Raw genomic sequence first — 26,211 nt, 5'->3', positions numbered from 1 at the left:
CCGCCCCGGCCCGCGCGGAGCGCCGCTGCGCCCCTGAAGCACCGCCGGGGATGCCGCCCTCGTCACCGGTCTCGGGTGAAGCGCAGCTTCCACGGCATCATGGCCGACTCCAGCTGGACCCGCAGGCTCATCTTCGAGGCGCCTTCCGTCCGTTCGGCGAAGTGGATCGGAACCTCGACGATGCGCAGGCCTTGCCGGGCCACTCGATAGTTCATCTCGACCTGGAACGAATAGCCGTTGCTGCGGATCGAGGAGATGTCGATACCGCGCAGTGCCTCGGCCCGCCACGCCTTGAAGCCGGCGGTGGCGTCTCGAACGCCCAGGCGCAGGATGGTGTCGACGTAGAAGTTCGCCCACGCCGACAGCGCCTTGCGATGCCACGCCCAATCGCCGGCCACGCGACCGCCCGGCACGTAACGGGAGCCGAGCACGACGGCCACTGTCTCGTCGGCGAGCGCGTCGACCATCGCCGGGATGGCCGAGCTCGGATGGGACAGGTCCGCGTCCATCTGGATGACGACGTCGGCTCCGTCCTCGAGGGCGCGCGACATGCCGGCGACGTATGCCCGCCCGAGCCCGTCCTTCGCGGTCCGATGCAGCACGGCGACCGTCTGCGGCGATTCGATGGCCAGCTTGTCGGCGACCTCACCCGTGCCGTCAGGGGAGTTGTCGTCCACGACCAGCACGTGCAGGTTCGGCAGCGGCAAGGCGGTCAGCTGAGCGACCAACTCGGGCAGGTTGTCCCGTTCGTTGTAGGTCGGTACGACGACCGTGACCTTCTGAAACCCGTCTGGCACAGATCATTCCCCCTGCAACGGCCCGCATGAACAGCGTTGGCCTACGTTGAGCCGGCAAAGTCACACGATAGCGGACCGCCGCGCGATCACGGTCCGGTGTCCATCTCGACGCGTCCGCCAGCGGCCTGCGCGCAGCCGGCCGGTGGTCCAGATTCGCCGGCACGGCTGTGGAGTCCATGCGTTACGGTGCGCTGCGTGCAGAACTCGATCGACGCCGCCATCGTCGCGGTCACCGTGTACCCCACGCAGGCGCGGGTCACGCGCCGCGGCCGGACCATGCTGGCAGCCGGCGAGCAGACCGTCGAGGTGGGGCCGCTGCCCCTGGGCCTGGACGGCGACTCCATCCGGGTCAGCGGGCGCGGGGCCGCGACCGTCCTGGGCGTCGATCTTGTGCTGCGCCGCCGCGACCGGCCCTCCGACACCACCGTCGCCGCGGTCGACGAGCAGCGGCGCGCCCTGGTCGCGGAGGCCGGCGAGATCGACGACGCGGAGACCGTACTGCGGCAGCGCCAGGCCTTCCTGGTGGCCCTCGGCGAGCGGGCGAGCGGTGCCTACGCCCGCGCGCTGGCCGGCGGCGAGGCCGCGGCCGAGTCGGTGACCGCGTTCTCGGCGACCATGGGCGGCGAGCTGACCTCGGTGCTGGCCGGGATCCGTGAGCTGCAGCGCCGCCGCGCCGAGGTGACGGACCGCATCGCGGCGCTCGACCGGCAGTTGCGGGACCTCTCCGGCAAGCGGGAGCCGGACGCCCGCTTCGCCGTCGTCGCGCTGGCGGTGTCCGAGGCCGGCCCGGTCGAGCTGGACGTGTCCTACCAGGTGCCCGCGGCGGGGTGGCGCTCGACGTACGACGTGCGGCTCACCGGCGACACGCTGCAGCTGAGCTGGTTCGGCCTGGTCGAGCAGCGCACCGGCGAGGACTGGCCCGAGTGCGAGCTGTCGCTGTCCACCGCCCGCACGTCCGGCGTGGCCACGATTCCCGAGCTCTCGCCGTGGTACCTCGACCCGATCGTCCAGCCCCCGGCGGTCTACGCGTCGCGTTCGTTCGGCGGGGCGCCCGGCGGCCCGCCGCCCGCGCCGATGATGGCGGCCGCGCCGGCCGAGGGGGCGCCGATGCTGCAGGAGGCGGCGTTCGACGCGGCCCCGCCGGTGCGGCTCGGGCAGGCCACGGTCGAGGACGGCCCGGTGGCGGCGACGTACCGCCCGGCGCGCGCGGTCGCCGTCCCCGCCGACGGCACCACGGCCCGGGCCACGATCTCGGTGCTGGACCTGTCCGCGCGCCTCGACCACGTCACGGCCCCGGCCCGGTCGGCCGACGTACACCTGCGGGCGCTGGTGACGAACACGTCCCCGCACACGTTCCCGCCGGGCCCGGCCGCGGTCTTTCACGAGGCGGACTTCGTGAGCCGCACGAACCTGTCGACGTGGGCGCCGGGCGAGGAGCTGGAGCTGGCGCTGGGCCTCGACGACCGGGTGCGGGTCGAGCGCGAGCTGGTGCGCCGCACCGCGACGAAGGCGACGCTGGGTTCGAGCCGGCGGCGCGAGGTGGAGTACCGCACGACGCTGGCCAACTACACCGGCGGCGAGATCCGCCTGACGGTGCTCGACCAGCTGCCGGTCAGCCGCCACGACGGCATCACCGTGCGCGAGACCGTCCTGGAGCCGGCCCCGGCCGAGCGCACCGAGCTGGGCGTGCTCACGTGGCGGTTCACGCTCGCGGAGGGCCAGTCGCACACCCTGAGGCTCGGCTACCGCGTCGAGACCGCCAAGGGCGTGGAGCTGTCCGGCTGGCGCGAGTGACGGTCTGAGCCGCGCCGCAGCACGTCAGCCGGCCGGACGCACGCGGTACGTCGCACCGGCGCGGGCCGCCCAGCGCCGGCGGTGGCGGCCGCTCGGGGCTTCCTCGACCGGGGTCGCCGCCACCGGGATGCCCTCCGCCGTGGTGATCCGGGCCGGGGCCGAGCACTCGACGACCAGCGGGCCGCTCGTGGCCGCCGTGATGCTCGCCTCCGTCAGGGTGCCGGCCGACCACGTCACCGTGGCCGTGTGGCCGCCCCGGCAGCGGATGCCCGCCACGCGGCCCTCCGTCCACGCCGGGGGCAGGGCGCGCAGCAGGGAGATCGCACCGTCGTGGCTCTGGACCAGCAGTTCGGTGATGCCCGCGACCACGCCCAGGTTGCCGTCGATCTGGAAGATCCAGCCGCTCGGGCGGCCCGTGTCGGGGTGCAGGGTCAGCAGCGACGCCGAGCACAGCTCGTCGAGCAGGGCCGTGATCGTGTGGGCGGCCAGCGCGCGGTCGCGCAGGCGGGCGGCCAGGCACAGGATCCACGCCCGGCTCCAGCCCGTGTGACCCGAGCCGAAGACCAGGCGCGTGTGCAGGGCCAGGCGGGCGGCGGCGAAGTCGTCCGGCGTCGCGGTCTCGGTGATGCGGGTGCCGGGGTACAGACCGTACAGGTGCGACAGGTGGCGGTGGCCGGGCTCGCGGGGCGGGCGCTCGTCGTACCACTCCAGCAGGGAGCCGTCCGGGCCGCGCTGGACCGGGCGCAGCGCGCTCAGCGCGGCCGCCGCCTCGCGGGTCAGGGCCGCGTCGGCGGGGGCCGGCCAGCGCGCCGACAACGCGGTGAACCGCGTGAGGACCTCGCGGGCCAGCTCCTGGTCCATCGCGCAGCCCCGGCTCGTGGCGGCGTGGGCGGCGGTACCGACGAGAAAATGGTGCTCCGGAGACGTCGACGGGCTGAAGACCAGCGCGCCCGCGCCGTCGTCGACCAGCATGTCCAGGGTGAAGCGGGCGGCGGCCCGCAGGATCGGCAGGGCCGTCGAGCGGCCGAACTCGGCCGGGGCGCCGTGGTCGAGATGGTCCCAGGCGTGGGCGCTGAGCCACAGCAGGGCCGACGGCCAGTTCGCCCACTGCGGGTCGCCCGGCACGGGCGCGGTGAAGCGCCACAGGTCGGTGTTGTGGTGCGCCGCGGCGCCGCGGACCGCGTAGTGGCGGCGGGCGGTCCGCTCGCCGGCGACCGACAGGTCGCGGGCCAGGGCCAGCAGCGGCTCGTGCAGCTCGGGCCGGCCGGTGGACTCCGCGGCCCAGTAGTTCATCTGGGCGTTGATGTTGAGGGTCCAGTTGCTGCTCCAGCCGGGGCGCACGTCGGCGTTCCAGATGCCCTGCAGGTTGGCGGGCTGGGTGCCGGGGCGGGAGCCGGCGACGAGCAGGTATCGGCCGAGGTGGAACAGCCGCTCGGCGCGGTGGGCGTCGCCGGGCGGGCACCGGGACAGGTCCAGGTCGGCGGCGGCGAAGAGGCGGCGGTGGTCGGCCACGTGGCGGGCGCGCAGCTCGTCCGGGGCGACGGCCAGGGCCCTCGTGAGACGGGCGACGGCCGCGGCGGCCAGGGCGTTCAGGTCGGCGCTCGGGCGCTGGCCGGGGCCGCGGAAGCCGGTGACCGCGGTGATGAGCAGGCGGGCGCCGGGGCCGTAGCGCCGCACGGCGGCGGCGACTGCGAAGCCCATGCCGGCGGCGACGGTGCCGGCGGCGTCCACGGCGATGTCGTAGAGCACCGCCGGGTCGCGGTCGACGACGTAGTTCGGCAGGACGTGGGCGGGGGCGCGGCCGGTCCAGACCAGGCAGTCGGCGAGCCTGGTCGCGGCGACGTCCGGGTGCGGGGAGTGCAAGCGCGGGGTGATCGCCGCCGGGACGGCGCCGGGGCCGGTCGCGGTCAGGACGACGACGCCGTCGGGGTTGGAGGCGAGGGCGGTGAGCCGCACCGGGCCGGAGGCGCTGGCATACTCGGTCACCGCCTCCGCCTCGGCAAGATCCAGGCTGCGGCGGTACCCGCTGACGGCCCGCTGGTCGCCGTAGCGCCACTCGATGCGGCCCAGCGGCTGGTAGGACTGCGTCCAGGCGGCGCCCTGCAGCCGGCGGGCCAACTCCTCGGCGAGCAGGTGCTCACCGTCGGCGATCGCCTGGCGCAGCCGCGGCAGCAGCCGGGCCGGCGGCGGGCCGGGCTCCGGGGTGAGCGGGCCGCCGGACCACAGCGTGTCGGCGTTGAGGTCGAGCAGCTCCACGCCGGGGCGGCCGCGCAGCATCGCGCCGAGCCAGCCGTTGCCGATGGGGAACCCGTCCTCGAACTCGGCGGCGGGCTCGCCCACCTCAATCCGGTACCGCATGCCGGATCTCCGCGGTGTCGTCGTTGTGGTCGAGCAGGAACACCCAGTCGCCGCGGCGCACGGCCTCCACGCCCGGCGGCAGACCGGGCACGACGGGCTCGACGCCGGTGTCGGCGCACACCCGCGCGAGCAGGCGCGCCAGGGCCTCCGCAGCGGGCAGGGTGGCGATGTACCAGGCGGTGCCGGCCCCGTACCGATTGCGCAGCACGACCGGGCGGCCGTCCAGCGGGCCGCCGCGGACCTGCGCCACCACGTCGGCGCCGCGAGCCTGCGCCCACTCGGCCCACGTCGACGCGGTGAAGTCGCCGAGCTCGGCGCTGTCCACGTCCAGCACGACGCCTTCGGGCAGCGGCCAGTGCTCCTCGACCCGGACCCCGAACACGTCCTGCCACGGGCCCGGCCAGCCACCGGTGAAGATGCGCTCGTCCGGGTCGGCGACGCCGCTGAACGGGCCGAGGACGACGGTCCCGCCGACCTCGACGTAAGCGGCCAGGTTCGCGGCCGCCGCCGGGGTCACCTGGTACAGGTTGGGCACCAGCACCAGCCGGTAGTCGCGGAAACGACCGCCGGCCCGGGCGAAGTCGCAGGTGATGTTGGCGCGCCAGAGCGGTTCGTAGTATTCGGTGAGCCGGTCGACGTAGCGGAACCCGTCGTGCGGCTGGTGCGGCAGCTCGGCCGCCCGCCACGCGTCCCAGTCCAGCACGATCGCCACGTCCGCGGGAACGCGCTCGCCGAGCAGCCCGTCCACTTCGGACAGTCGCGCCAGCTCGGCGCCGAGCGAGCAGATCTCGCGGAAGACGCGGGAGTCCGGCCCGGCGTGCGGGACCATCGCCCCGTGGGCGCGCTCGGCGCCCTGGCGGGAGGCGCGCCACTGGAAGTGCAGCACGCCGTCGGCGCCGCGGGCCACCGCCTGCAGCGACCACAGGCGGTTGAGGCCGGGGCGCTTCGGGGTGGCGACAGGGCGCCAGCTGGCCGCGCCCGGGGACTGCTCCATGAGCAGCCACGGGCGGCCGCCGCCGAGGGAGCGCATGATGTCCTTGGACATGGCGCCGCGCATCCCCGCGCCGGGATCGTTCGGGTCCGGATAGGTGTCCAGCGACACGACATCGGTTTCCACCGCCCAGGCCCAGCCGTCGGTGTGGCGGTAGAAGTCCATGAAGTTGGTCGTCACCGGCACGGCGGGGTTGTGCCCGCGCACCGCGTCGCGCTCGGCGGTGTAGCACTCCAGCAGGATGTCGGAACCGAAGCGCTGGTAGTCCAGGTCCTGCAGCGGGTTGACGACGTACGGCACCCGCAGCGGCGGCAGCACCTCGGCCCAGGCGGAGTACCGCTGCGACCACACGGCGGTGCCCCAGGCGGCGTTGAGGGAATCGAGGTCGCCGTAGCGCTCTTTGAGCCAGCCCCGGAACCGCTCGGCGCATTGTCCACAGTGGCAGGACGGGCCGTACTCGTTGCCGATGTGCCACAGCCGCAGGGCCGGATGGTGGGCGTACCGCGCGGCGAGCGCCCCGGCGATCGCCAGCGCGGCGGCGCGGAAGACCGGGGAGCTGGGGCAGTACTGGTTGCGGGAGCCGTAGTGGCGCCGGATGCCGTCCGGGCCCTGCGGCAGGGTGTCCGGGTGGCGGTGGCCGAGCCAGGGCGGCGGGGAGGCGGTCGGGGTCGACAGCGCCACCCCGATCCCGTTGTCGTGCAGCAGATCGAGGACGGTGTCGAGCCAGCCGAAGTCGTACCGCCCCGGCTCCGGCTCCAGCGCGGCCCACGAGAACACGCCGACGGTCACGAGGTTGACCCCGGCCTCGCGCATGAGCCGGACGTCCTGCGCCCAGACGTCCGGCGGCCACTGCTCGGGGTTGTAGTCCCCGCCGAACAACAACGGCACGGGATCAGCCCTTGATCGCGCCGACCAGCATGCCCTTGGTGAAGTGCCGCTGGACGAACGGGTAGGCGACGAGGATCGGGATGAGGGTCAGCGTGACGACCGCCATCTGCAGCGACAGGGTGGCGATCTGCTGGTGCCCGGCGTACTGCCCGGTGCCGGTCACACCGGAGCCGGGCATGCTGGCGCCCTGCAGCGTGTACAGGTACAGGATCACCTGCAGCGGCCACTTGCCGTTGTCCGGCAGGTAGAGCAGCGCGTTGAAGAACGAGTTCCAGTAGCCCACCGCGTAGAACAGGGTGATGACGGCGAGCACGGGCCGGGAGGTCGGCAGCACGATGGAGCGCAGGATGCGCCACTCCCCCGCGCCGTCCATGCGGGCCGCGTCGAGCAGCTCCGGCGCGGTGCTGCTGAAGAACCCCCGCATCACGAGGATGTTGAACACCGAGACCGCGCTCGGCAGGATCATCGTCCAGTACTGCCCGTAGCCGCCCAGCGCCGTCACCACGAGGAAGCTCGGGATGAGCCCGCCGCTGAAGAACATCGTGACGACCAGGAAGATCAGGATGCCCCGGTGGCCGAACGAGCCGTGCCGGGACAGCCCGTAGGCGCACAGGGTCGACACGAGCATCGACAGCGTCGTGCCGATGACGGTGATGGCCAGGCTCACCAGCAGCGAGTGGGTCACCAGCTGGTTGGTGAAGATCTGGCGGTACGCCTCGATGGTGAGCTCCCCGGGCACCGTCACCAGCCCGCCGGCCTCGTTGATCGCCGCCTGCGTGGAGAAGCTGGTCAGGATGATCGAGTAGAGCGGCACCAGGATCAGGGCGCAGACCACGACGAGCGTGAGCCCCTTGAGGCCCTGGCCGACCGGGCCGGTGCGCTCCTGCCAGGCGGGCGCGTCGTGGCGGCGCCGGGGCGGCCTGGCCACGGGTACGGTGTCAGCGGTCATCTCTGCGGTACAACCCGTCCTCGCCGAAGGCGTGCGCGAGCTTGTTCGCGGCCAGCACCAGTATCAGTGACAGGATCCCCTTGAACAGGCCGGCGGCGGCGCCGTAACTGAAGTTGTTGTTGACCACGCCGTAGTAGTACGCGAACGTGTCGAGCACCTCGGAGGCGTCGCGCCCCACGGCCTGGCGCTGGATGAGCATCTGCTCGAAGCCGACGGTCAGCGCGTTGCCCAGCCGCAGGACCAGCATCAGCACGATGACGCTGCGCATGCCGGGCAGCGTGATGTGCCACAGCCGCCGCCACTTCCCGGCACCGTCGGCGGCCGCCGCCTCGTAGAGGCTCTGGTCGATGGCGGCCAGCGCGGCGAGGAACACGATGATGCCCCAGCCCGCCTCCTTCCACACCGCCTGGGCGGTGACCAGATACTTGAAGGCGTCGGCGTTGGTCATGATGTCCCAGGTCTCGTAGCCGTGCCGGCGCAGCGCGGTGTTGAGCGCGCCGGCCCCGCCGAGCATCTCCTGGAACACGGTGACGACCAGGACCCAGGAGAAGAAGTGCGGCAGGTAGACCACGGACTGCACGAACGAGCGGATCCGCGGGTTCATGACCTCGTTGAACAGCAGCGCGAGGGCGATCGGGACCGGGAAGTACAGCACCAGCTGCACGGCGCTGAGGACCAGGGTGTTGCTCAGGGCGTGCCAGAAGATGTCGTCGGTGAGCAGCCGCTGGAAGTTGTACATGCCGACGAACGGGCTGTACCAGAACCCGCTGTAGATGTCGTAGCTCTGAAACGCCGTGATCAGGCCGAACATGGGCGCGTAGGCGAACACCGCCAGCAGCACGACCGCCGGCAGCGTCATGAGCAGCAGCGAGCGGTCGCGGCGCAGCCGGATTCGCCAGCGCTTGGGGCGGGGCGCGGCGGCGCCGCCGGCCTCCTCGGCCGGCGGCGCCGTCGATGGTTCGGACGAGATGGCAGTCACTTGCCGGTGCCGTACTTCTCGCGGATGCCGTCGTAGAACTTGCGCAGCTCGTCGCCGCCCTGCTTGCGCCAGTTGTTCACCGCGTCGGTCCACGCCGAGATCGGCTTGCGGCCCAGCTTGACGTCGGTGATGGTGTCGATCATCGGCTGGCCCAGCGAGGAGTACTGCGCGGGCTCGCTCACGTTCATGCCGTAGAACAGCGGCTTCACGGCATGCTTGACCATGTCGGCCTGCCAGGCGGCGTAGTCCTTGACGACCTGGGCCGCGCCCGACTGCACGACGACGGCCGAGGCCGGGCACGACAGGAACTGGAAGGTCGTGGCCACCTCCTTGTTGCCCTGCTCGGTCAGCAGCGGGTTGCCGTCGGTCAGGTTGTAGTCGGTGCCGGGAGCGCCGAAGTTGACCGTGAGCCACTCGGCCGAGCCGTAGGGCGCGGCCAGGTAGTTCGCGATCTGCAGCAGTTCCTTGATCTGGGCGTCGCTGAGCTTCTTGTTGAAGTAGCTGTACATCCCCGCGCCGTTGCCGAGCTCGACCTTCGCGTCGCCGCCCTTGGCGCTGAAAAGCTTGAAGGCCTGCCGGTTGTAGTCGGGGTTGGCCGCGGTGCCGGACTTGTGGTCGTCGCCGTTCCAGGCGCCGGTGCCGTCCGCGCAGATCGCGACCTTGCCGCTCCAGAACCGCTGCTTGCCGTTCTGGCTGTTGTTGGCCACGGCGTCGGGGTGCATGTATCCGGCCTTGACCATCTTGGCGTGCCAGTTGAGCGCCTCGACGATGTTGTCGGTCTCGTAGCGGTGCAGCAGCTTGCCGGCCGGGTCCGTGGTCCACGGGTAGCCGCCGCTGGGGAACTCGAAGATCTGGTCGATGTAGGCCGCGTCGTTGCCGAAGAGGTCGTCGAAGGCCCACACGCCGGCGCTGGCGTTGGTCAGCGTCTTGCCGAGCGCCTCCAGGTCCGCGATGCTCTTGACGTCGGCCGAGGCGCCGGCCTTGTCGAAGAGGTCCTTGCGGTAGTAGTAGGCGCCGGCGACGACCGCGTTGGAGGAGTAGATCGGGAAGCCGTAGAGCTTGCCGTTCCACACCCCGGCGATCCAGGCGTTGGGCGAGAGCGCGGCGAGGTTCGGGTACTGCTTGATCTTGTCCCCGGCCAGGTACGGGGTCAGGTCGGCGAACTTGGCCGCGACCGCGTCACCGAAGTTGAGCTTCTGGGTGTTCCAGCTCGGGATGTTGATCCAGTCCGGCAGCTTGTCGGAGGCGAACAGCGCCGGAAGGGTGTCGCCGTAGGTGACGCCGTCGGCCGGCTGCATCTTCAGGGTGGCGCCGATGGCCTTGTTGACGGTGTCGTAGTAGACGTTGCCGCTCGAGGGCGGGATGGAGCCCCACAGCGGGGTCATCGTGGTGTACGAGCCGCCCGAGCCGATCGCGCCGGTCACCGACTTCGGCGGGCTCGCGGGGTAACGCAGGAACGCCGGGTCGGTCGCGGCGCCGTTGGCCCCGGCGACCGAGGGGATGTCGGCCTTGACCGCGTTGTTCGGCACGTACGACGGCAGGGCCTTGGACAGCTCGCTCTCGCTGGTGGTGCCCTCGTTCTTCGCCTTTGGGCTGCCGCAGGCGTCCAGTAACGGGGTTGCGGCGATGATGGCGACGGAGGCGAGCAGGCCGCGCCGGCTCAGGCTTGCCATGGGTGGACCACCCTTCGGGGGATGGGAATTGTGCGCGGACGGTAGGCGCTCCGGGGTGCTCGAGGGGTGTCGAAGCGCTTCGAAGCACAGACAGTAGGACATCGATGGGGACACGACAAGGACATCGAGGGCGATCGCCACTGCGCTGGGCAATCCGGCGCCGATCGCATGAAAGTTGCGCCGGATTGACATCCGGGGGTGCGCCGACCATCATCGAAGCGCTTCGACCAGCGAAGGTAGGAAAATGCCGTCGATCGATGAAATGCTCGCCCGGCTCACCCTCGCGGAGAAGGTGGCGATGCTGCACCAGAGCCAGCCGGCGGTCCCCCGGCTGGGGCTGGCCGCGTTCCACACCGGCTGCGAGGCGCTGCACGGCGCCGCCTGGCTCGGCCGGGCGACCGTGTTCCCGCAGGCCGTCGGGCTCGGCGCGAGCTGGGACCGGGCGCTGGTGCGCGCCGTCGGCGAGGCGGCCGCGACCGAGGTGCGGGCGTTTCGCCACGACCCGCCGGAGGGCACCCCGGCCGCCTCGCTCAACGTCTGGTCGCCGGTGGTGAACCCGCTGCGCGACCCGCGCTGGGGCCGCAACGAGGAGGGCTACAGCGAGGACCCGCTCGCCACCGCGGAGCTCGCCATCGCGTACTGCGCGGGCCTGCGCGGCGAGCACCCCGCGGTGTGGCGGACCGCGCCGCTGCTCAAGCACTTCCTCGCCTACAACGTGGAGACCGAGCGCGACACCGTGGACGTTTCAGTGCCGCCGCGGGTGCTGCACGAGTACGAGCTGCCGGTCTTCCTCGAGCCCCTGCGGGCCGGCGTCGTGGCCGGCGTGATGCCCGCCTACAACCTGGTCAACGGCGTGCCGAACCACGTGCACCCGCTGCTGCGCGAGGCGCTGCGGGCCGTGGCGCCGGACGTGGTGATCTGCTCCGACGCGCAGGCCCCGTCGAACCTCGTCGTCAGCGAGCGGTACTTCCCCACCCACGCCGAGTCCCACGCCGCCGCCCTGCGGGCCGGAGTGGACAGCTACACCGACAACGGCCCCGACCCCGCGCCGACGATCGAGCGTTTCACCGAGGCCCTGGAGCGCGGCCTGATCAGCGAGGCCGACGTCGACGCGGCGGTGGGGCGAATCCTCGCGATGCGCGCCCGGACCGGGGAGTTCGACCCGGACCAGGACCCGTACGCGGGCATCCGCCGCGACGTCATCGCCGGCGACGCGCACGCGCGGCTGGCCGCCCGCGCCGCCCGGGCCGGGATGGTGCTGCTGCGCAACGAAGGCGGCGCCCTGCCGCTGCGGCAGCCGGCCAACGTCGCCGTGATCGGGCACCTCGGCGGGCGGGTGCTGCGGGACTGGTACAGCGGCACCCTGCCCTACGCCGTCACCGTCGAGGCCGCCCTGCGCGACCGGCTCGGCCCGGACCGGGTCACCGCGGCCGAGGGCCTGGACCTGATCCGGCTCGTGGCGCCGGACGGCCGCCAGGTCCACGCCGGGCCGGACGGCGCGCTCATCCTCGCCGACGGACCCGGGGCCGTCTTCGCCCACCAGGACTGGGGCACCAGCGTGCAGTGCCCGGAGCCGGTGCACACGCTGCGGGAGACGGCCACCGACCGATACGTCACCGTCGACGACAACGGCGTGCTCGCCGCGACCGCCGAGACGCCCGACGGCTGGGTGGTGCGCGAGCTGTGGGAGCTGCACCCCGGCGGCTTGCGCAGCAACGCCTCGGGCCGCTTCGTCACCGAGTCCGGCGGCCGGCTGGTGGCCGGCGCCGAGGGCGAGGGCCTCGCGTTGCGGGTGGAGCGGGTCGCCTCCGGGGTGGCCGAGTCGGTCGCCGCCGCCCGGTCCGCCGAGCGGGCGATCGTGGTGCTCGGCAACGACCCGCACATCAACGGCCGCGAGACCGTCGACCGCGACGACCTGGCCCTGCCGCCGCGCCAGGAGGAGCTGCTGCGCGCGGTCGTGGCGGCCAACCCGAACACGGTGCTCGTGCTGGTCTGCGCCTACCCGTACGCGATCGACTGGGCCGCCGCCAACGTGCCGGCGATCCTGTGGACCTCGCACGCCGGCCAGGAGCAGGGCAACGCGGTGGCCGACACGCTCCTGGGCGCGAACAACCCGGCCGGGCGCCTGCCGCAGACCTGGTACCCGGGCGACGCGAAGCTGCCCGCGCCCGGCGACTACGACGTCATCGGCTCGGGGTGGACGTATCAGTACCATCGCGGCGAGCCGCTGTTCGCGTTCGGCCACGGCCTGTCGTACACCACCTTCGCCTACGGCCCCCTGACCGTCACCGCCGCCGCGGACGGCACCGTCACGGCGAGCGTCGCGGTCACCAACACCGGCGAGCGCGCCGGCGACGAGGTCGTGCAGCTCTACGCGACCCCGCGCGACTGGCCGGTCGAGGCGCCACGGCGCCGGCTGGCCGGTTTCGAGCGCACCCCCCTGACCCCGGGCGAGACGCGAACCGTGGAGCTGACCGTCCCGCGCTGGGTGTTGTCGTACTGGCACGACGGCCGCCTCCACGCCCCCACCGGCACCTACGAGTTCCGAGCCGGCGACTCATCGACCGTGGTGGAGCTGACACCGAACAGCTGACCCAACCGAGGCAGACGGCCGGGCGGCACCGACTCGTCCGCCGCCCCAGCCTTGACAACGCCTGACGGATCCGCCCCGGCCGCCAGCAACACTCGGACGTTGTCCGCCATGTCCTGCACGCCGGCCCGGCACAGCGGCGTACCCCCGCCGCGGCCGGGCATGTTCGGATCGGCGCCAGCCCGCAACAGCGCAGCCAACTGCTTGGCATCGGCCCAACCCGCGCCGGGCGCAGCTTCACGCCACCCATGGTGAAGGAAACGGTCGACGCGCGTGCCTCGTCCGTCGTCGTCGTTATTGAGGCGCTCGGAATTCTGGTCGGTGGTCCATTAGGATAGGGATTGACGAATTTCGTGCGTGATATTTCCCGGGAACAGTTCTCATGTGCTGGCCGGCGCTGATTTCTTCGCGGTGCCGTGTCAGCGGGCCGGCGCGGATTCTCGCGGGCGTGCCCGCCCCGCGCCGACGGGCCGGCGGGATGACGCTGCTGCAGTGGGTGCGGGCCGGTGCTGCGAGGCGGAGCCGGGTTAATCGGCGCCATGCGTGCCGCACTGCGGTGTGGTCGTCCGGGCCGGCATCGATCGCGGGGCTGCCCGGGCTGCGCGGACGCTTCGGCCACCGGCGGTACTTCGGCCGGTGGCGTGCCGAAGCCCTGTCCTTGGCCGGCTGTGCCGAGGTCCTGGCTGGGGCCTTGGCCGGCGGCCGCGCCGTGGTCGTGGCTGGCGGCCGCGCCGTGGTCGTGGCTGGCGGCCGCGCCGTGGTCGTGGCTGGCGGCCGCGCCGTGGTCGTGGCTGGCGGCCGCGCCGTGGTCGTGGCTGGCGGCCGCGCCGTGGTCGTGGCTGGCGGCCGCGCCGTGGTCGTGGCTGGCGGCCGCGCCGTGGTCGTGGCTGGCGGCCGCGCCGTGGTCGTGGCTGGCGGCCGCGCCGTGGTCGTGGCTGGCGGCCGCGCCGTGGTCGTGGTCGTGGTCGTGCGCGGTGCCGGGGTTGTGGCTGGGCCATACCGGGGCCGTGTGTGACACCGAGGCCGGGGCCGTGCCTGGCGCCGGGGCCGGGGCCGGGGCCGGGGCCGGGGCTGGTTCGTTCACTGAGCCTTTCCGGCCGTCGGCAGCCACGCTTGCCAGCGGGGTGCTCGCGCGTATTCGGCGGAGTTTCTCGGCGTGTCGTTGGGCGAGGCCCCACGCGCGATGCCGAGCATGTTCCCGGCGGAATTCCTCATTCGCCGGGGAATAACGACGCGACCTGGTCCGGTCACGCATGGCAGCCAATTCAGACTTGCTAAACAATTGTAGCTGCCCCATGGATTCATTTTCCCATAATCCAGCCGGACCCGCCGCCCCGCACAGCCGGCGGTAATGTCAAATGGTGCACGCACATGCCGCGTCGAGGCTTGCTACCCAACGCGACGGAGGCTGGGTCGTCGGCCACAAACATGCCGAATACCGTGCACCCGATCATGGCGCCAGGTCACTCCGGTACTTCGCCCCGCCGTCTTGGTCCTTGATGCAATGCCGTTCAGATAAGGCTTCTGCCGAGGTCAGCGTGGTGAGCTGACGTCGATTGTGGAGGCCGGTACGGTGGCTGGCCGTGACGTCATCGATGGCGGAGGAACGGCTGTGGGGTCGGTTGACCGACCATGTCGGGTTGGGTGTGGTGTCGGCCCGGTTCAGTCGCGACCTCCTCGAGGAGGTCCTCAACCGCACGCAGCGGCGGGAGCAGCGGTCCCGGCGGCTGCCGGCGCACGTGATGGTCCGGTATGTGATCGCGATGGGGTTGTTCTTCGCCGAGTCGTACGACGAGGTGATGCGCAGGCTGGTGGGTAACCTGCGCAAACTCGGTTCTTGGGACGACGATTGGCAGGTCCCGACCAAGTCGGCGATCACCCAGGCCCGGCAACGCCTCGGTGTCGAGCCAATGCAGGCGTTGTTCGAGCGGGCCGCGGTGCCCCTGGCCACGCCGGGCACGAAAGGCGCCTGGCTCGGCCGGCGCCGGTTGATGGCGATCGACGCGACCAGCTTCGACGTGGCCGACACCCCGGACAATGCGGAACGGTTCGGCCGGATGGGGTCCGGGCCGAAAGCGTCGGCGTACCCGAAAGTGCACGTCGCCGCCCTCGCGGAGTGCGGCAGCCACGCCATCATCGGCGCGGTGCTAGGCGGCTGCCGGACCGGGGAACGCACTCTGGCCGCTGGCCTTGCCGGCGCGGTCGGCCCGAACATGCTGGTCATGGCCGACGCCGGCCTGTATTCCTACGAACTGTTCCAGGCGTTCGCCGCCACCGGCGCTGACCTGGCCTGGCGGATCGGCGCGTCGGTATCGGTCGGGCACCTGCGCTGGCTGCCCGACGGCTCCTACCAGGCGCTGATCTACGCTCCCGGCCTGAGTGCTCAGCGGCGGGCTCGGCTGGTCGAGCAGGCCAGAGCCGGCCACGATGTTCCCGCGGACCTGGCCCGTCTGGTCCGAGTGGTCGAGTACACCGTCCCCGACCGCAACCCTGACGGCGACCTGATCGTCGTGGTCACCACCATCACCGACCCACACGAGGCCCCGGCCAGGGACCTGGCCGAGGCCTATCACCAGCGCTGGGAGGAAGAATCCGCGCTGGACGAACTGAAAACCGACCTGCGTGGCCGCGGTGAGGTCCTCCGCTCCAAGACCCCGGACCTGGTCGAACAACAAATGTGGGGCCTGCTGCTGGCGCACTACGCCATCCGCGCGCTGCTGCTCGACGCCGCCGACCCAGCCGGTTACGACCCGGACCGGATGTCGTTCATCAAAGGCCTTCGCGTCGTGCGCCGCCAGGTCACCGACCAGGCGGCCATCACCCCCTGAACACCTTTCCGACGCCCTGACCGACGCGCTCACCGAAATCCGCAGCCAGCCCAACCCACCCCGCCGCGACCGGACCTGCCCCCGCGTCATCAAACGCGCCCGACACAACTCCTACCGCGTCAAACGCCCCACCGACCGGATCACCTGCCATCCCGGCCCACCCACACCGTTACTGGCCTGCCCAGACGGCCTTATCTGAACGGCATTGGTCCTTGATGCAGGCAAGATGGACCGATAGCGACGACAAGACGGCCCGACAACGCCGACGCCCCCGCCGTGGCGGGCCTCATCGAACACTGCCTGCGCGAGGGGCAACAGTCGCGACTATCCGAGCGAGGTCATCGAGCGGATGTACGACCACTGCAGACGGGTGAAGCGATCGCGACTTCCGCGACGACACCGGCGAAGTCATAACCCATCGAACATGGAAAACCGCGCCCGGTAACGAACTTTATCGGGTTCGCCGAGGCCGCACGTACACGGACAAGCACCTCGTGGGCACCGAGCGGCGCGGGCTGGAAGTCTTCGAGCCGCATGACCTCCGGTCCGCCGTACTGGTGGTATTGCGTGGTTATTCCCTTTCGTTGTCTCTGCCTGAGGTCGTTCGGTGCGGTCACCGCGTGCCCACGGCTGTCCCGTGGACGTGGCCTCTACCGCGTCGCGGATCCGCTCGATCGGAAAGCGACCAGCGATGGGGGCCAGCGCTGGAGTCAGACGACCACCGCCGATGACTACGGCGAGATCGCGCAACGGGCACTTGCCGACGTGCAAGCAGCCCAAGCCCTCGTGCTGGCACGGGCGACTCCGAACTCGGGGTGACGAACGCGTCGAAACTGGCGTATCCGGTCCGGGCCGGCCCGGCAAACGTCTCCAGACATCCGGTCGCGTCGGCGCGTTAGGGACTTCGTTTGCTCCGCCGTGCGCGTTCTCGCGCGCAGCGGGACCATGCTTCGACCGGCCGCGGCTACGACAGTCGCGTCTGGGAACGCCTCGACCAGCTCATCACGAGGCGACTCACCGACGATGTCCACATCGGACAGCGAACGGTCGCGCCGACTGAACGATGCTCGCCGCGGCCTGGTTGCCGCCGATGACGTGGACCTCGCCGCCGGAGCCGGGCTGCAGGACTGCGGCGTCTGTATCTTTCACCGGCGCCGGGAACCGCCACGCACGTCAGCGGAGATCTCGAAGCGCTTCGATTGAGTTTCGAAAAGGCCGGGCGTACTGAAGTACGGCATGAGAAGACGACTCACGATCTTCGGCGTCGCGCTCGTCGCGGTCGCCGCGTCGTTCGTGGTGTACGCCCAGCAGGCGTCCGCCGCTGTCGGTCTCCACGTGAGCGGCCGCAACATCGTGGAGGCCAACGGCCAGCAGTTCATCATGCGCGGGGTCAACCACCCGCACGTGTGGTACACGGGCCAGACGCGCGCGTTCGCCGACGTCAAGGCCCTCGGCGCCAACACGGTCCGGGTGGTGCTCGGCTCCGGCAAGCGGTGGGGCCCGTCCAGCGACGTCGCGAACGTCATCTCGCTGTGCAAGGCTAACAAGCTCATCTGCGTGCTGGAGGTGCACGACACCACCGGCTACGGCGAGGAGGGCGCGGCCGCCACGCTGGACGAGGCCGTGAACTACTGGATCAGCCAGAAGGCCAACCTGGTCGGCCAGGAGAGCTACATCTCGATCAACATCGGCAACGAGCCGATCGGCAACAACAACCCGCAGCAGTGGACCGCCGCCACGGTCGCCGCGATCCAGAAGATGCGCAGCAACGGCTTCCAGCACCTGCTCATGGTCGACGCGCCGAACTGGGGCCAGGACTGGCAGAACGTGATGCGCGACAACGCGCAGACCGTGCTCGACGCCGACACCCAGAAGAACACGGTGCTGTCGATCCACATGTACGCCGTGTACAGCAACGGCCAGACCATCATCGACTACCTCGACCGGTTCCAGAACGCGGGCTGGCCGCTGGTCATCGGCGAGTTCGGCTGGCAGTTCCAGTCCGGCGAGGTCGACCACGAGACACTGCTGGCCCAGGCCGACGCGCGCGGGCTGGGGTACATCGGCTGGTCGTGGAGCGGTAACACCGACCCGATCCTGGACATGGCGACGAGCTTCGACCCGAACCAGCTGACCACCTGGGGCCAGCGCATCTTCAACGGCGCCCACGGGATCAAGGCCACCGCCAAGGAGGCCTCGATCTACGGCGGCGTCACGAGCCCGTCGCCGAGCCGCTCCTCGGTGAGCCCTTCGCCGAGCCGCAGCGCCTCCACCAGCCCGTCGCCGAGCCGCAGCGCGTCGAGCAGCCCGTCGCAGGGCGGCGGCAAGACCTGCACCGCGGCGTACTCCATCGTCGGGCAGTGGCCGGGCGGCTTCCAGGGCCAGGTGCTCGTCACCGCCGGCAGCTCGGCGATCGCGGGCTGGACGGTCAAGTGGACGTACGCCAACGGCCAGACGGTCAACACCGGCTGGAGCGCGAACTTCAGCAGCAGCGGCGCGAACGTGACCGCGACGAACGTCGACTACAACGGCACCGTCGGGGCCGGGCAGAGCACGACGTTCGGCTTCCTCGGCTCGTCCAGCGGCACCAACTCGGTGCCGGCCCTCACCTGCACCGCTCGATAGCAAGCCCGATCGGGGAGCCGAAAGGTTTTCGGCTCCCCGATTTCCTGGAACATTCTGTCACAACATTGACCAGCTTGAGTCTAGCTGGGCACCATCTCCGAAAGGGTTTTCGGAATTCAACCGAGGACGTGAGAGATGACCAGACAAGCCCGTCCGCCACGGGCCGCTGCGGCACTGCTCGCCGCCGCACTGCTGCCCCTGGTGGCCCTGCAGGCCTCGCCGGCCGCCGCCGCGCCGGTGACGTTCACCAGCACCGTCGCCCTGCAGGCCGGCTCGACCTGCATGGACGTTCCCGGCGGCGCCTCCACCGCCGCACTGCAGCTCGTCGACTCCACTTGCGGCAGCACCGCGAGCCAGACGTACACGTTCACCCCGGTGTCCGGCGTCGCGAACACGTACACCGTCGGCACCCTGACCGCCGGCTCCTGCGTCGACATCACGGGACAGTCCACTGCGGACAATGCGGCCGTCATCCAGTACCCCTGCAACGGCCAGAACAACCAGCGCTTCCGGCTGCAGGCGGTGACGGTCTCCGGCGCCACCAACACGTTCAACCTCGTCGGCGTGCAGTCCGGCAAGTGCGTCGCCCCGACCGGGGACAGCACCGCCGCGAACGTCAAGCTGGTGCAGTTGCCGTGCACGACCGCCACGACGCGCGTGTGGCGCCTGGCCGGCTACAACCCCGGCACCGGCGGCGGGACGGGCAAGACGTTCACCAACCCGCTCGACCCGCAGGGCCCGGACCCGTGGCTGCAGTACTACAACGGCTACTACTACCTCGCCGCGACCACCTGGAACCGCACCGTCACCATGCGCAAGTCGGCGACGCTCGGGGGCCTGGCGACCGCGCCGGAGACCGTCATCTTCAACCTGACGCGCTCAAACGGCGCGGGCACGATGTGGGCGCCCGAGTTCCATCTGCTCAACGGCCCCAACGGGCAGCGGTGGTACATGTACTACGTGGCCGGCGTCGAGCCGTACAACCTCGGCACGCAGCGCATCCACGTGCTGGAGAGCGCCGGGCTGGACCCGATGGGCCCGTACACGTTCAAGGCCGACATGCTCGACCCGACCCAGGACAACACCTGGGAGCTGGACCCGACCATCCTGCAGCTCAACGGGCAGCTGTACCTGCTGGGCACGTACTACAACGGCTCGCAGCCGATGTTCATCCGCCCGCTGTCCAACCCCTGGACCGCCAGCGGCACCCGGCGGCTGCTGTCGACGCCGACGTACAGCTGGGAGACGGTCGGCGGCGCGGTCAACGAGGCCCCGGAGGTCATCCAGCACGGCGGCAAGACGTTCATCGTCTTCTCCGCGAGCCACTGCTCCACCCCCGACTACAAGCTGGGGATGCTCACCTGGAACGGCGGTGACCCGCTGAACTCCTCGTCGTGGGTGAAGACCTCGACGCCGGTGTTCCAGCGCTCCAACGCCAACGGGGTGTACGGCCCGGGCCACAACGGCTTCTTCAAGTCGCCCGACGGCACCGAGGACTGGATGGTGTACCACGCCAACACCTCCGCCGGCGGCGGCTGCGACATGAACCGCAGCGCCCGCGCCCAGAAGATCACCTGGAACGCCGACGGCACCCCGAACCTGGGTGTACCGGCCGCCCTGAGCACCCCGCTGGCAGTGCCGTCCGGCGAGCCGTCATAACTCGATCCTGAACGGCCGGTACGGCTCGTTCGTCTCCTGGTCCTTCCACCCACCCCCAAGTGCCGGTCCCGGCCGCCGCCTCCCTTCCCTGACGGCGACCGGGACCGGCCGCGTCCTGCCATCGCCAGGCCGCGACCCGGACCCGGTAGCCCACGGAGACGACGACGCTGTGCCCTTGAGCCCGGCCAGGCCTGAACCGCCGTCTCGATCATCCGCCGCGTGTTCGCGGAAACATATTCTTCGCCGGCTCAGGACTGCAGTGCCTGGCGGACGGCCGCGGCGACGTATTCAGGGTCCCGCGTGTCACGCAGGACGATCACCATCGATCCATCCGTGGTGTGCGGGTCGGCGGTGAACAGCTGTACCACCCGGGCCATCGCGGCATCCAGCTCCGCGGCGGGCTCGGCGGCCTCGCGGCGCAGCCACCGCCGCAGGACGTGGTTGTGCGCGGAGACGACGGCGGCGGCCATGAGCTCGGCGCGCAGCGCGTCGGCCGGCGCGGACCCCATCCAGTCGGCGATGAACTCGCGGAACAGCCGCTGATAGCGCGCCACGCTCGCGATCTCCCGGTCGCGCAGGGCGGCCACCCGGCTGGTGATCCGGTAACGGCGCCGGGCCCGGGCCCCCTCCTCGACGTAGCTGAGCAGCACCAGCCGGACCGCGTCGGTCACCGCCGCGATCGCCGTGCCGGCGCTGGAGGTGGCCAGTCGCTCCCGGACGGCGGCGATGAGCCGGTCGTGGTCCGGGAAGATCACGTCCTCCTTGGACCGGTAATGGCGGAACAGCGTGGTCCGCCCGACGCCGGCACGGTCGGCGATGTCGTCGGCGGTCGTCTGCTCGTAGCCACGCTCGTCGAACAGGTCGAGGGCCGCATCCACCAGGCGCTCGCGCACGGGGGTGACAGCTGGGGTTCCGGTCACGTTGTCATCCTCGCGCACGGTCTGAGCAGGTATTGCCCCGCCCTCATGGAATCTAGTACCGTCTGAATGGTACTCGGTACCGCCAATCCGGGGAGGGGTCATGAGCCTGACGTACACGACCGTCGAGGCGCGCGACGCCGTGCTGGGCGCCGCCCTGTTCGACCATCTCGACGACGCCTCCGCCGAGGCGCTCGCTCTGGAGTTCGACACCGTGGAGGCGGCGCGCCGCACGGTCCTGTTCACCGAGGGTGACACCGGCGACTGGCTGTACGTGCTGCTCGAGGGCAAGGTGAAGCTCAGCCGCCGCTCCGGCGACGGGCGCGAGGGGCTGCTCGCCCTGCTCGGGCCGGGCGACGCGTTCGGCGAGGTGGAGCTGCTCGACGGCGGGCCGCGGACCACGACGGCGACGGTCGTGGCGGACGCGCGGCTCGCGCGGCTGCACAGGACGGCGCTGTACCGCTGGATCGCGCAGCGTCCCGACGTGGCCGAGCAGCTGCTGCGGGTCGTCGCACGGCGGATCCGTGGCAACCGGGCCACCGTGCACGACCGGCTGTTCAGCGACGTGCCGGGGCGCGTGGCCGGGCAGCTCATCCAGCTGGCGAACCAGTTCGGCATCCGCGAGGACGGGGCGACCCGCGTCGTGCACGACCTCACGCAGACGGAGCTGGCACAGTTCGTGGGTGCGTCGCGGGAGTCGGTGAACAAGGTGCTGGCGCACTATGCCAGCCGCGGCTGGGTGCGGCTGGAGAACAAGTGCATCGTCATCCTCGACGACGCCCCGCTCGCCCTGCGCGCCCAGCACAAGCGCCGCCGCTGAACGCACCGGCTTTCATCAACCGCTCTCCCGAGCCGACCGGCGTTTCCTGCGGGGTGGTCTTCACCGCCCAGCTGCGGGCCGGGTTCTCGCGGCGGTCCGGCACCCTTGCCCGCGCCGGGCTCAGACCCGGGCGCAGCAGGCCCAGACGCGGGCGCAGCAGGCTCAGACCCGGGCTCGGCGGGCCAGGCGCTCCGGGTCGGCGATGACGACGCTCTTGCCCTCCAGGCGGATCCAGCCGCGGGAGCTGAAGTCGGCCAGCGCCTTGTTGACCGTCTCGCGGGAGGCGCCGACGAGCTGGGCGAGCTCCTCCTGGGTCAGATCGTGCGTGACGCGCAGGACGCCGCCGTCGCGGATGCCGAACGGGCCCGCGAGCTGCAGCAGCTTCTTGGCCACCCGGCCTGGGACGTCGGTGAAGATCAGGTCCGCGAGGGCGTCGTTGGTCCGGCGCAGGCGGCGGGCGAGCACGCGCAGCAGCTGCTCGGCGATCTCGGGCCGGCGGACCAGCCACGAGCGCAGCGACGCCTTGGTCAGGCGCGCGGCCCGCGAGTCGACCACGGCCGTCGCGGTCGCGGTGCGCGGGCCCGGGTCGAACAGGGCCAGCTCGCCGACCATGTCGCCGGGGCCCATGATCGCCAGCAGGTTCTGCCGGCCGTCGTGGGCGCGCCGGCCCAGCTTGATCTTGCCCTGCAGCACGATGTAGAGGCTGTCGCCCGGCTCGCCCTCGTTGAACAGCACGTCACCGCGGCGGACGTCGACTTGGTCGAGGCCGCGTGCGAGCTCCTCCGCCGCCTCGGCGTCGATGCCCTGCATGATCCCGCTGCGGGCGAGCACCTCATCCATCGACCGTCCTCCCCCACCGCCAACCATGACCATTCTGGCATGCTTCCCCATGCCGCAGCAGGACCAACATTCTCACTCGCTCACGGCGTCCAGCCGGCCACCGCGACGACGTCGGCCTGGCGGGGGAAGATCTTCCTGGTCAGCATGCGGTGGACCTCCTCGTCGTTGTCGAGGCAGCCGTCGGCCAGCACCGTCAGGCCGTAGTCGAGGTCGGCGGCCTGGCGCAGCGTGGACAGCACCACGCCGCTGGTCGCGATGCCGGTCAGCACCAGGTGCTCGACACCCCTGGAGCGCGGCAGCAGGTCGAGGTCGCTGCCGGCGAAGGCGGAGACGCGGCGCTGGACGTCCATCACCAGCAGCACGGTCGAGCCCATGCGGTCCTCTCTGCCTAGCCATCGCCCAGGTCGCCAGATTCCCAAGTGGAATTCGCCGGGTCGAAGGTTACCCGTGGCGCGGGCAAGGAATCCTGGGTGGGAACGCGAAGCCGTCCCGCACGGAGGTGCACAAGATGATCTTCATCACCGTCAAGTTCCGCACCCTGCCGGAGCACGCCGAGGCCTGGCCGTCGATCACCGCCGGCTTCACCGCCGCGACCCGCGCGGAGCCGGGCTGCCTGTGGTTCGACTGGTCCCGGAGCCTGGACGACCCGAACGAGTACGTCCTGGTCGAGGCCTTCCGCGACGGCGAGGCGGGCAGCGCGCACGTGAACTCGGAGCACTTCAAGGAGGCGCAGCGGACGCTGCCGCAGTACCTGCTCGAGACCCCGCGCATCGTCAACACCACGGTCGAGCAGGACGGCTGGTCCGAGCTGGGCGAGCTGGCCGTCAACCGCTGAATCCCCCGCCGCCGGCCCGGGCGGCCGGGCACCGCCCCCGCCCGGGTCAGCTCACGTGGACGATGGCCTCGTCGATCAGGGTGATCAGGTCCCGCCAGTCCTCCAGCAGCTGGGCGCGGTCGAGGCGGGCCAGCTTGCGGCGGGCGGCGGCGGCCGTGGGCTCGAGGCGGTGACGGCGCAGGATGTCGTCGGCGCTGTCGATGGTCGAGTGCTCGCCGACGAGGTCGTCGGCTCCCTCGAGGTCGAGGAAGATGGCCAGCTGGGCGCCGAGGTCGCGGCAGCGGCAGACGTACGCGGGCAGCCACCGCTCCGGCGGCTCCCCCAGGTGCGCCGGCAGCAGGTCGAGGTCGAAGTGCAGGTCGTCGGAGCCGTCGTTGCGCACCCGCCACGGGGGCACGGCCATGAGCGGTTCGGTCGCGGCGTGCAGAGCCGCGTGCCGGCCCAGGGCGCCGGCGTCGGCGAAGAGCAGCAGGCGCCCGTCGGGGTCGGTCGGGAAGACATGCTCGACGACGCCGAAGCCGGCGTGCAGCTGGCCACGGAGGGTGATGCCGTCGTACCGCGGGGTGCTCACGCTGATCAGCTCCACCACGGTGATGACCGCCCCGGACCCGCCCACCGGCATCCCCGGACCGGGCGGGGCGGCCGGATAGCCGGGCGGCGGCATGACAGCTGGCATAGCCGGCGGCTGAGGCGGAACCATGCCGGCCGGCATAGCCGGATATGCGCCGGGCGGCGTGACCGGTGGCGGCGCGGCCGGGGCCTGAGTCAGCGGCGAGACCTGCTGCCAGACCGGGACGGCGCCGGGCGGCGTGACCGGTGGCGTAGCCGGCGACGGCGCGGCCGGGGCCTGAGTCGACGGCGAGACCTGCTGCCAGACCGGGACGGCGCCGGGCGGCGGAATCGGCGAGGCAGGCGACGCCGGATAGGCCGGCGGCGGGGCCGACGACGGCCCGAACGGCGCAACCCAATGCGGCGGGACCGGGTGCGGGGTCGGCGGAGCCTGCGGGGCCGGGTGCGTTGGGAACAGGTGCGGAGCCGATGGGTCCTGCGGGACCGGGTGCGTTGGCGAAGGATGCGGAGCCGACAGGGCCGACGGGACCGGGTGCGTTGGGAACAGGTGCGGAGCCGATGGGGCCTGCGGGACCGGGTCCGTTGGCGAAGGATGCGGAGCCGACGGGGGCGGCGAGGAGAGGTGCGGGGAGGCCTGCGGAGCCTGCGGAGACAGGTGCGGGGAGGCCTGCGGAGCCTGCGGAGACAGGTGCGGGGAGGCCTGCGGAGCCTGCGGAGACAGGTGCGGGGAGGCCTGCGGAGCCTGCGGAGACAGGTGCGGGGAGGCCTGCGGAGCCTGCGGAGACAGGTGCGGGGAGGCCTGCGGAGCCTGCGGAGACAGGTGCGGGGAGGCCTGCGGAGCCTGCGGAGACAGGTGCGGGGAGGCCTGCGGAGCCTGCGGAGACAGGTGCGGGGAGGCCTGCGGAGCCTGCGGAGACAGGTGCGGTGGGGACGGTGGGGTCTGAGGGGCCGGGGCGGGGGGCGGGAGCGGACGGCCGGTCAGCAAGGGGTCGACGCTGCCCGCGGCCACGACGAGCTCCGGCTGGTCGATGATGGTCGGGGCGAGGTTCAAGGCCCGGTGCAGCATGGTCGCGACCAGTGGCATCCGGCTCGCGCCGCCGACCAGGATCGCCCCGGACAGCGGGGCCAGCGGGGCCGGGCACGCGGACAGGGTGGCCATGATCGCGTTCAGCGTGCGCTGGATGAGCGGCTCCGCCGTGCGCTCCACCTCGGCGCGGGTGAGGAGGTGGTCGGTCTCCAGCAGCGGGAGGTACACGTTCGTCGAGCTCGAACGGGACAGCATCTCCTTGGCGCCGCGTACGTCGTCCCACAGCTGGCGGCGGGCCGCGCGGTCGGCGACCGTGGCCGGGTTGTCCAGGCGCGCCCACAGCTCGGGCGGCCCGCCGCGGGCGCGCAGCAGGGACACGATCGCGGCGTCGACGTCCTGGCCGCCGGTGTCGTCCAGGCCGCCGCTGCACAGCACCGACATGGGCGCCGCGGTGCCGGGGGCGTAGCGGACGACCGCGACGTCGAAGGTGCCCGCGCCCAGATCGTAGATGAGCAGGTCGGCCGGGCCGGTGCCGTGGCGGCGCAGGTGGAAGGCGGCCGCGGCGACCGGCTCGGGGACCAGGCGGGTCTGGGTGAAGCCGGCGGCGGTCGCGGCGCGCTGCAGGGTGGCGCGGCGGCCGGGGCCCCACGCGGCGGGGTGGCAGACGGTGACGGCGGTGACCGGGGCGCCGGCGATGCGGGCGGCCTCGGCGAAGACCCGGTGCAGCAGGGCCGCGAGGAGGTTCTCGACCGACACCTCGACGCCGAGGAACACGGCCCCGTCGTCGATGCGGCGCTTCGGGTTGCCCTCGAAGCGCTCCGGGCGGGCGCGGGCGGAGTGGATCGCGTCGCGGCCGACCAGCAGGCGGCCGGCCTCGTCGGCGTGGACCGCCGAGGGCAGCAGCGGGGCGCCGTCGAAGAGGACCGGCTCCGCGGTGCCGTCGTCGCGCCGCAGGAACGCGACCGTGCTGGACGTCCCCAGGTCGACACCGAGCTCCACCGCGCCCCCGTTCTCCTGCGACATGCGTGCCCGCTCATCGAAGTCACGCCGGGGAGCCCGTGTCAAGAAACC

19 protein-coding genes are annotated in these 26,211 nt (G+C 71.8%); 8 read left to right on the top strand and 11 right to left on the bottom strand.

The genetic code is table 11. The annotated features are described in order from the left end of the window. Positions 1 to 62 precede the first annotated feature (62 nt). Positions 63 to 797: a polyprenol monophosphomannose synthase gene (locus ACQPY0_RS21570; protein WP_432991573.1), complete on the bottom strand. Its 735-nt coding sequence runs from the start codon at positions 795 to 797 to the stop codon at positions 63 to 65. Between the two features lie 195 nt (positions 798 to 992). Here ACQPY0_RS21570 and ACQPY0_RS21565 point away from each other — a divergent pair, with 195 nt between their 5' ends. Continuing rightward, positions 993 to 2,591, top strand: coding sequence for a mucoidy inhibitor MuiA family protein (locus tag ACQPY0_RS21565; RefSeq protein WP_432991571.1), 1,599 nt, complete (start codon positions 993 to 995; stop codon positions 2,589 to 2,591). A gap of 24 nt (positions 2,592 to 2,615) precedes the next feature. Here ACQPY0_RS21565 and ACQPY0_RS21560 read toward each other — a convergent pair whose 3' ends face one another. The 5 genes from ACQPY0_RS21560 to ACQPY0_RS21540 are packed head-to-tail and all read right to left on the bottom strand — an operon-like array spanning position 2,616 to position 10,429. Then, on the bottom strand, positions 2,616 to 4,949 hold the full coding sequence (locus tag ACQPY0_RS21560; RefSeq protein WP_432991569.1) for a glycoside hydrolase family 95 protein: 2,334 nt from the start codon (positions 4,947 to 4,949) through the stop codon (positions 2,616 to 2,618). Further along, entirely contained in the window at positions 4,933 to 6,828 is a 1,896-nt protein-coding gene (locus tag ACQPY0_RS21555; RefSeq protein ID WP_432991567.1) for a beta-galactosidase, read from the bottom strand. Before ACQPY0_RS21555 ends, ACQPY0_RS21560 begins: the two co-directional genes overlap by 17 nt. Positions 6,829 to 6,832: 4 nt before the next feature. Beyond that, positions 6,833 to 7,777: a carbohydrate ABC transporter permease gene (locus ACQPY0_RS21550; protein ID WP_432991565.1), complete on the bottom strand. Its 945-nt coding sequence runs from the start codon at positions 7,775 to 7,777 to the stop codon at positions 6,833 to 6,835. After that, on the bottom strand, positions 7,767 to 8,756 hold the full coding sequence (locus ACQPY0_RS21545) for an ABC transporter permease (RefSeq protein ID WP_432991563.1): 990 nt from the start codon (positions 8,754 to 8,756) through the stop codon (positions 7,767 to 7,769). The genes ACQPY0_RS21550 and ACQPY0_RS21545 overlap by 11 nt, the downstream gene beginning before the upstream one ends. Then, positions 8,753 to 10,429 carry a hypothetical protein gene (locus ACQPY0_RS21540; protein WP_432991561.1) on the bottom strand — a complete coding sequence of 559 codons (1,677 nt, stop codon included), beginning with the start codon at positions 10,427 to 10,429 and terminating at the stop codon, positions 8,753 to 8,755. Before ACQPY0_RS21540 ends, ACQPY0_RS21545 begins: the two co-directional genes overlap by 4 nt. A 244-nt stretch (positions 10,430 to 10,673) precedes the next feature. On the opposite strand from ACQPY0_RS21540, the gene ACQPY0_RS21535 reads away from it, so the two are divergent. From ACQPY0_RS21535 to ACQPY0_RS21525, 3 genes are all read left to right on the top strand, one after another. Beyond that, entirely contained in the window at positions 10,674 to 13,022 is a 2,349-nt protein-coding gene (locus ACQPY0_RS21535; RefSeq protein WP_432991559.1) for a glycoside hydrolase family 3 C-terminal domain-containing protein, read from the top strand. A 553-nt stretch (positions 13,023 to 13,575) separates the two neighbouring features. Next, positions 13,576 to 14,034, top strand: coding sequence for a hypothetical protein (locus tag ACQPY0_RS21530; RefSeq protein ID WP_432991557.1), 459 nt, complete (start codon positions 13,576 to 13,578; stop codon positions 14,032 to 14,034). A 580-nt stretch (positions 14,035 to 14,614) separates the two neighbouring features. After that, on the top strand, positions 14,615 to 15,847 hold the full coding sequence (locus ACQPY0_RS21525) for an IS4 family transposase (protein ID WP_432995276.1): 1,233 nt from the start codon (positions 14,615 to 14,617) through the stop codon (positions 15,845 to 15,847). A 338-nt stretch (positions 15,848 to 16,185) separates the two neighbouring features. On the opposite strand, the gene ACQPY0_RS21520 is transcribed toward ACQPY0_RS21525, so the two are convergent. Continuing rightward, complete coding sequence (locus ACQPY0_RS21520; protein WP_432991555.1) at positions 16,186 to 16,383, bottom strand: alcohol dehydrogenase catalytic domain-containing protein; 198 nt, start codon at positions 16,381 to 16,383, stop codon at positions 16,186 to 16,188. Between the two features lie 700 nt (positions 16,384 to 17,083). On the opposite strand from ACQPY0_RS21520, the gene ACQPY0_RS21515 reads away from it, so the two are divergent. Then, positions 17,084 to 18,472: a cellulase family glycosylhydrolase gene (locus ACQPY0_RS21515; RefSeq protein WP_432991553.1), complete on the top strand. Its 1,389-nt coding sequence runs from the start codon at positions 17,084 to 17,086 to the stop codon at positions 18,470 to 18,472. Between the two features lie 135 nt (positions 18,473 to 18,607). Further along, positions 18,608 to 20,131: a family 43 glycosylhydrolase gene (locus ACQPY0_RS21510; RefSeq protein WP_432991551.1), complete on the top strand. Its 1,524-nt coding sequence runs from the start codon at positions 18,608 to 18,610 to the stop codon at positions 20,129 to 20,131. A 248-nt stretch (positions 20,132 to 20,379) separates the two neighbouring features. On the opposite strand, the gene ACQPY0_RS21505 is transcribed toward ACQPY0_RS21510, so the two are convergent. Beyond that, positions 20,380 to 21,051 (bottom strand): TetR/AcrR family transcriptional regulator, encoded by a 672-nt coding sequence (locus tag ACQPY0_RS21505; RefSeq protein ID WP_432991549.1) that lies wholly within the window; start codon positions 21,049 to 21,051, stop codon positions 20,380 to 20,382. Positions 21,052 to 21,151: 100 nt separating this feature from the next. On the opposite strand from ACQPY0_RS21505, the gene ACQPY0_RS21500 reads away from it, so the two are divergent. After that, the gene (locus tag ACQPY0_RS21500) at positions 21,152 to 21,868 is read left to right on the top strand and encodes a Crp/Fnr family transcriptional regulator (RefSeq protein WP_432991547.1); all 717 of its coding nucleotides are present in this window, start codon (positions 21,152 to 21,154) and stop codon (positions 21,866 to 21,868) included. A 162-nt stretch (positions 21,869 to 22,030) separates the two neighbouring features. Here ACQPY0_RS21500 and ACQPY0_RS21495 read toward each other — a convergent pair whose 3' ends face one another. Both ACQPY0_RS21495 and ACQPY0_RS21490 read right to left on the bottom strand, forming a co-directional pair. Continuing rightward, positions 22,031 to 22,708, bottom strand: coding sequence for a Crp/Fnr family transcriptional regulator (locus ACQPY0_RS21495; protein ID WP_432991545.1), 678 nt, complete (start codon positions 22,706 to 22,708; stop codon positions 22,031 to 22,033). Between the two features lie 80 nt (positions 22,709 to 22,788). Further along, entirely contained in the window at positions 22,789 to 23,082 is a 294-nt protein-coding gene (locus ACQPY0_RS21490; protein WP_432991543.1) for a cysteine hydrolase family protein, read from the bottom strand. 134 nt (positions 23,083 to 23,216) lie between these two features. Here ACQPY0_RS21490 and ACQPY0_RS21485 point away from each other — a divergent pair, with 134 nt between their 5' ends. Next, positions 23,217 to 23,543: a putative quinol monooxygenase gene (locus tag ACQPY0_RS21485; RefSeq protein ID WP_432991541.1), complete on the top strand. Its 327-nt coding sequence runs from the start codon at positions 23,217 to 23,219 to the stop codon at positions 23,541 to 23,543. A 46-nt stretch (positions 23,544 to 23,589) separates the two neighbouring features. On the opposite strand, the gene ACQPY0_RS21480 is transcribed toward ACQPY0_RS21485, so the two are convergent. Beyond that, a complete protein-coding gene (locus ACQPY0_RS21480) occupies positions 23,590 to 26,163 on the bottom strand; it encodes an Hsp70 family protein (protein WP_432991539.1) in 2,574 nt (857 codons plus the stop codon). Positions 26,164 to 26,211 lie beyond the last annotated feature (48 nt).

It is taken from the genome of Dactylosporangium sp. CA-233914 (genome assembly GCF_050942935.1).
Lineage (GTDB): Bacteria > Actinomycetota > Actinomycetes > Mycobacteriales > Micromonosporaceae > Dactylosporangium.
The sequence above is the reverse complement of the archived record's forward strand: the minus strand, read 5'-3'. Positions and strand labels throughout refer to the sequence as shown.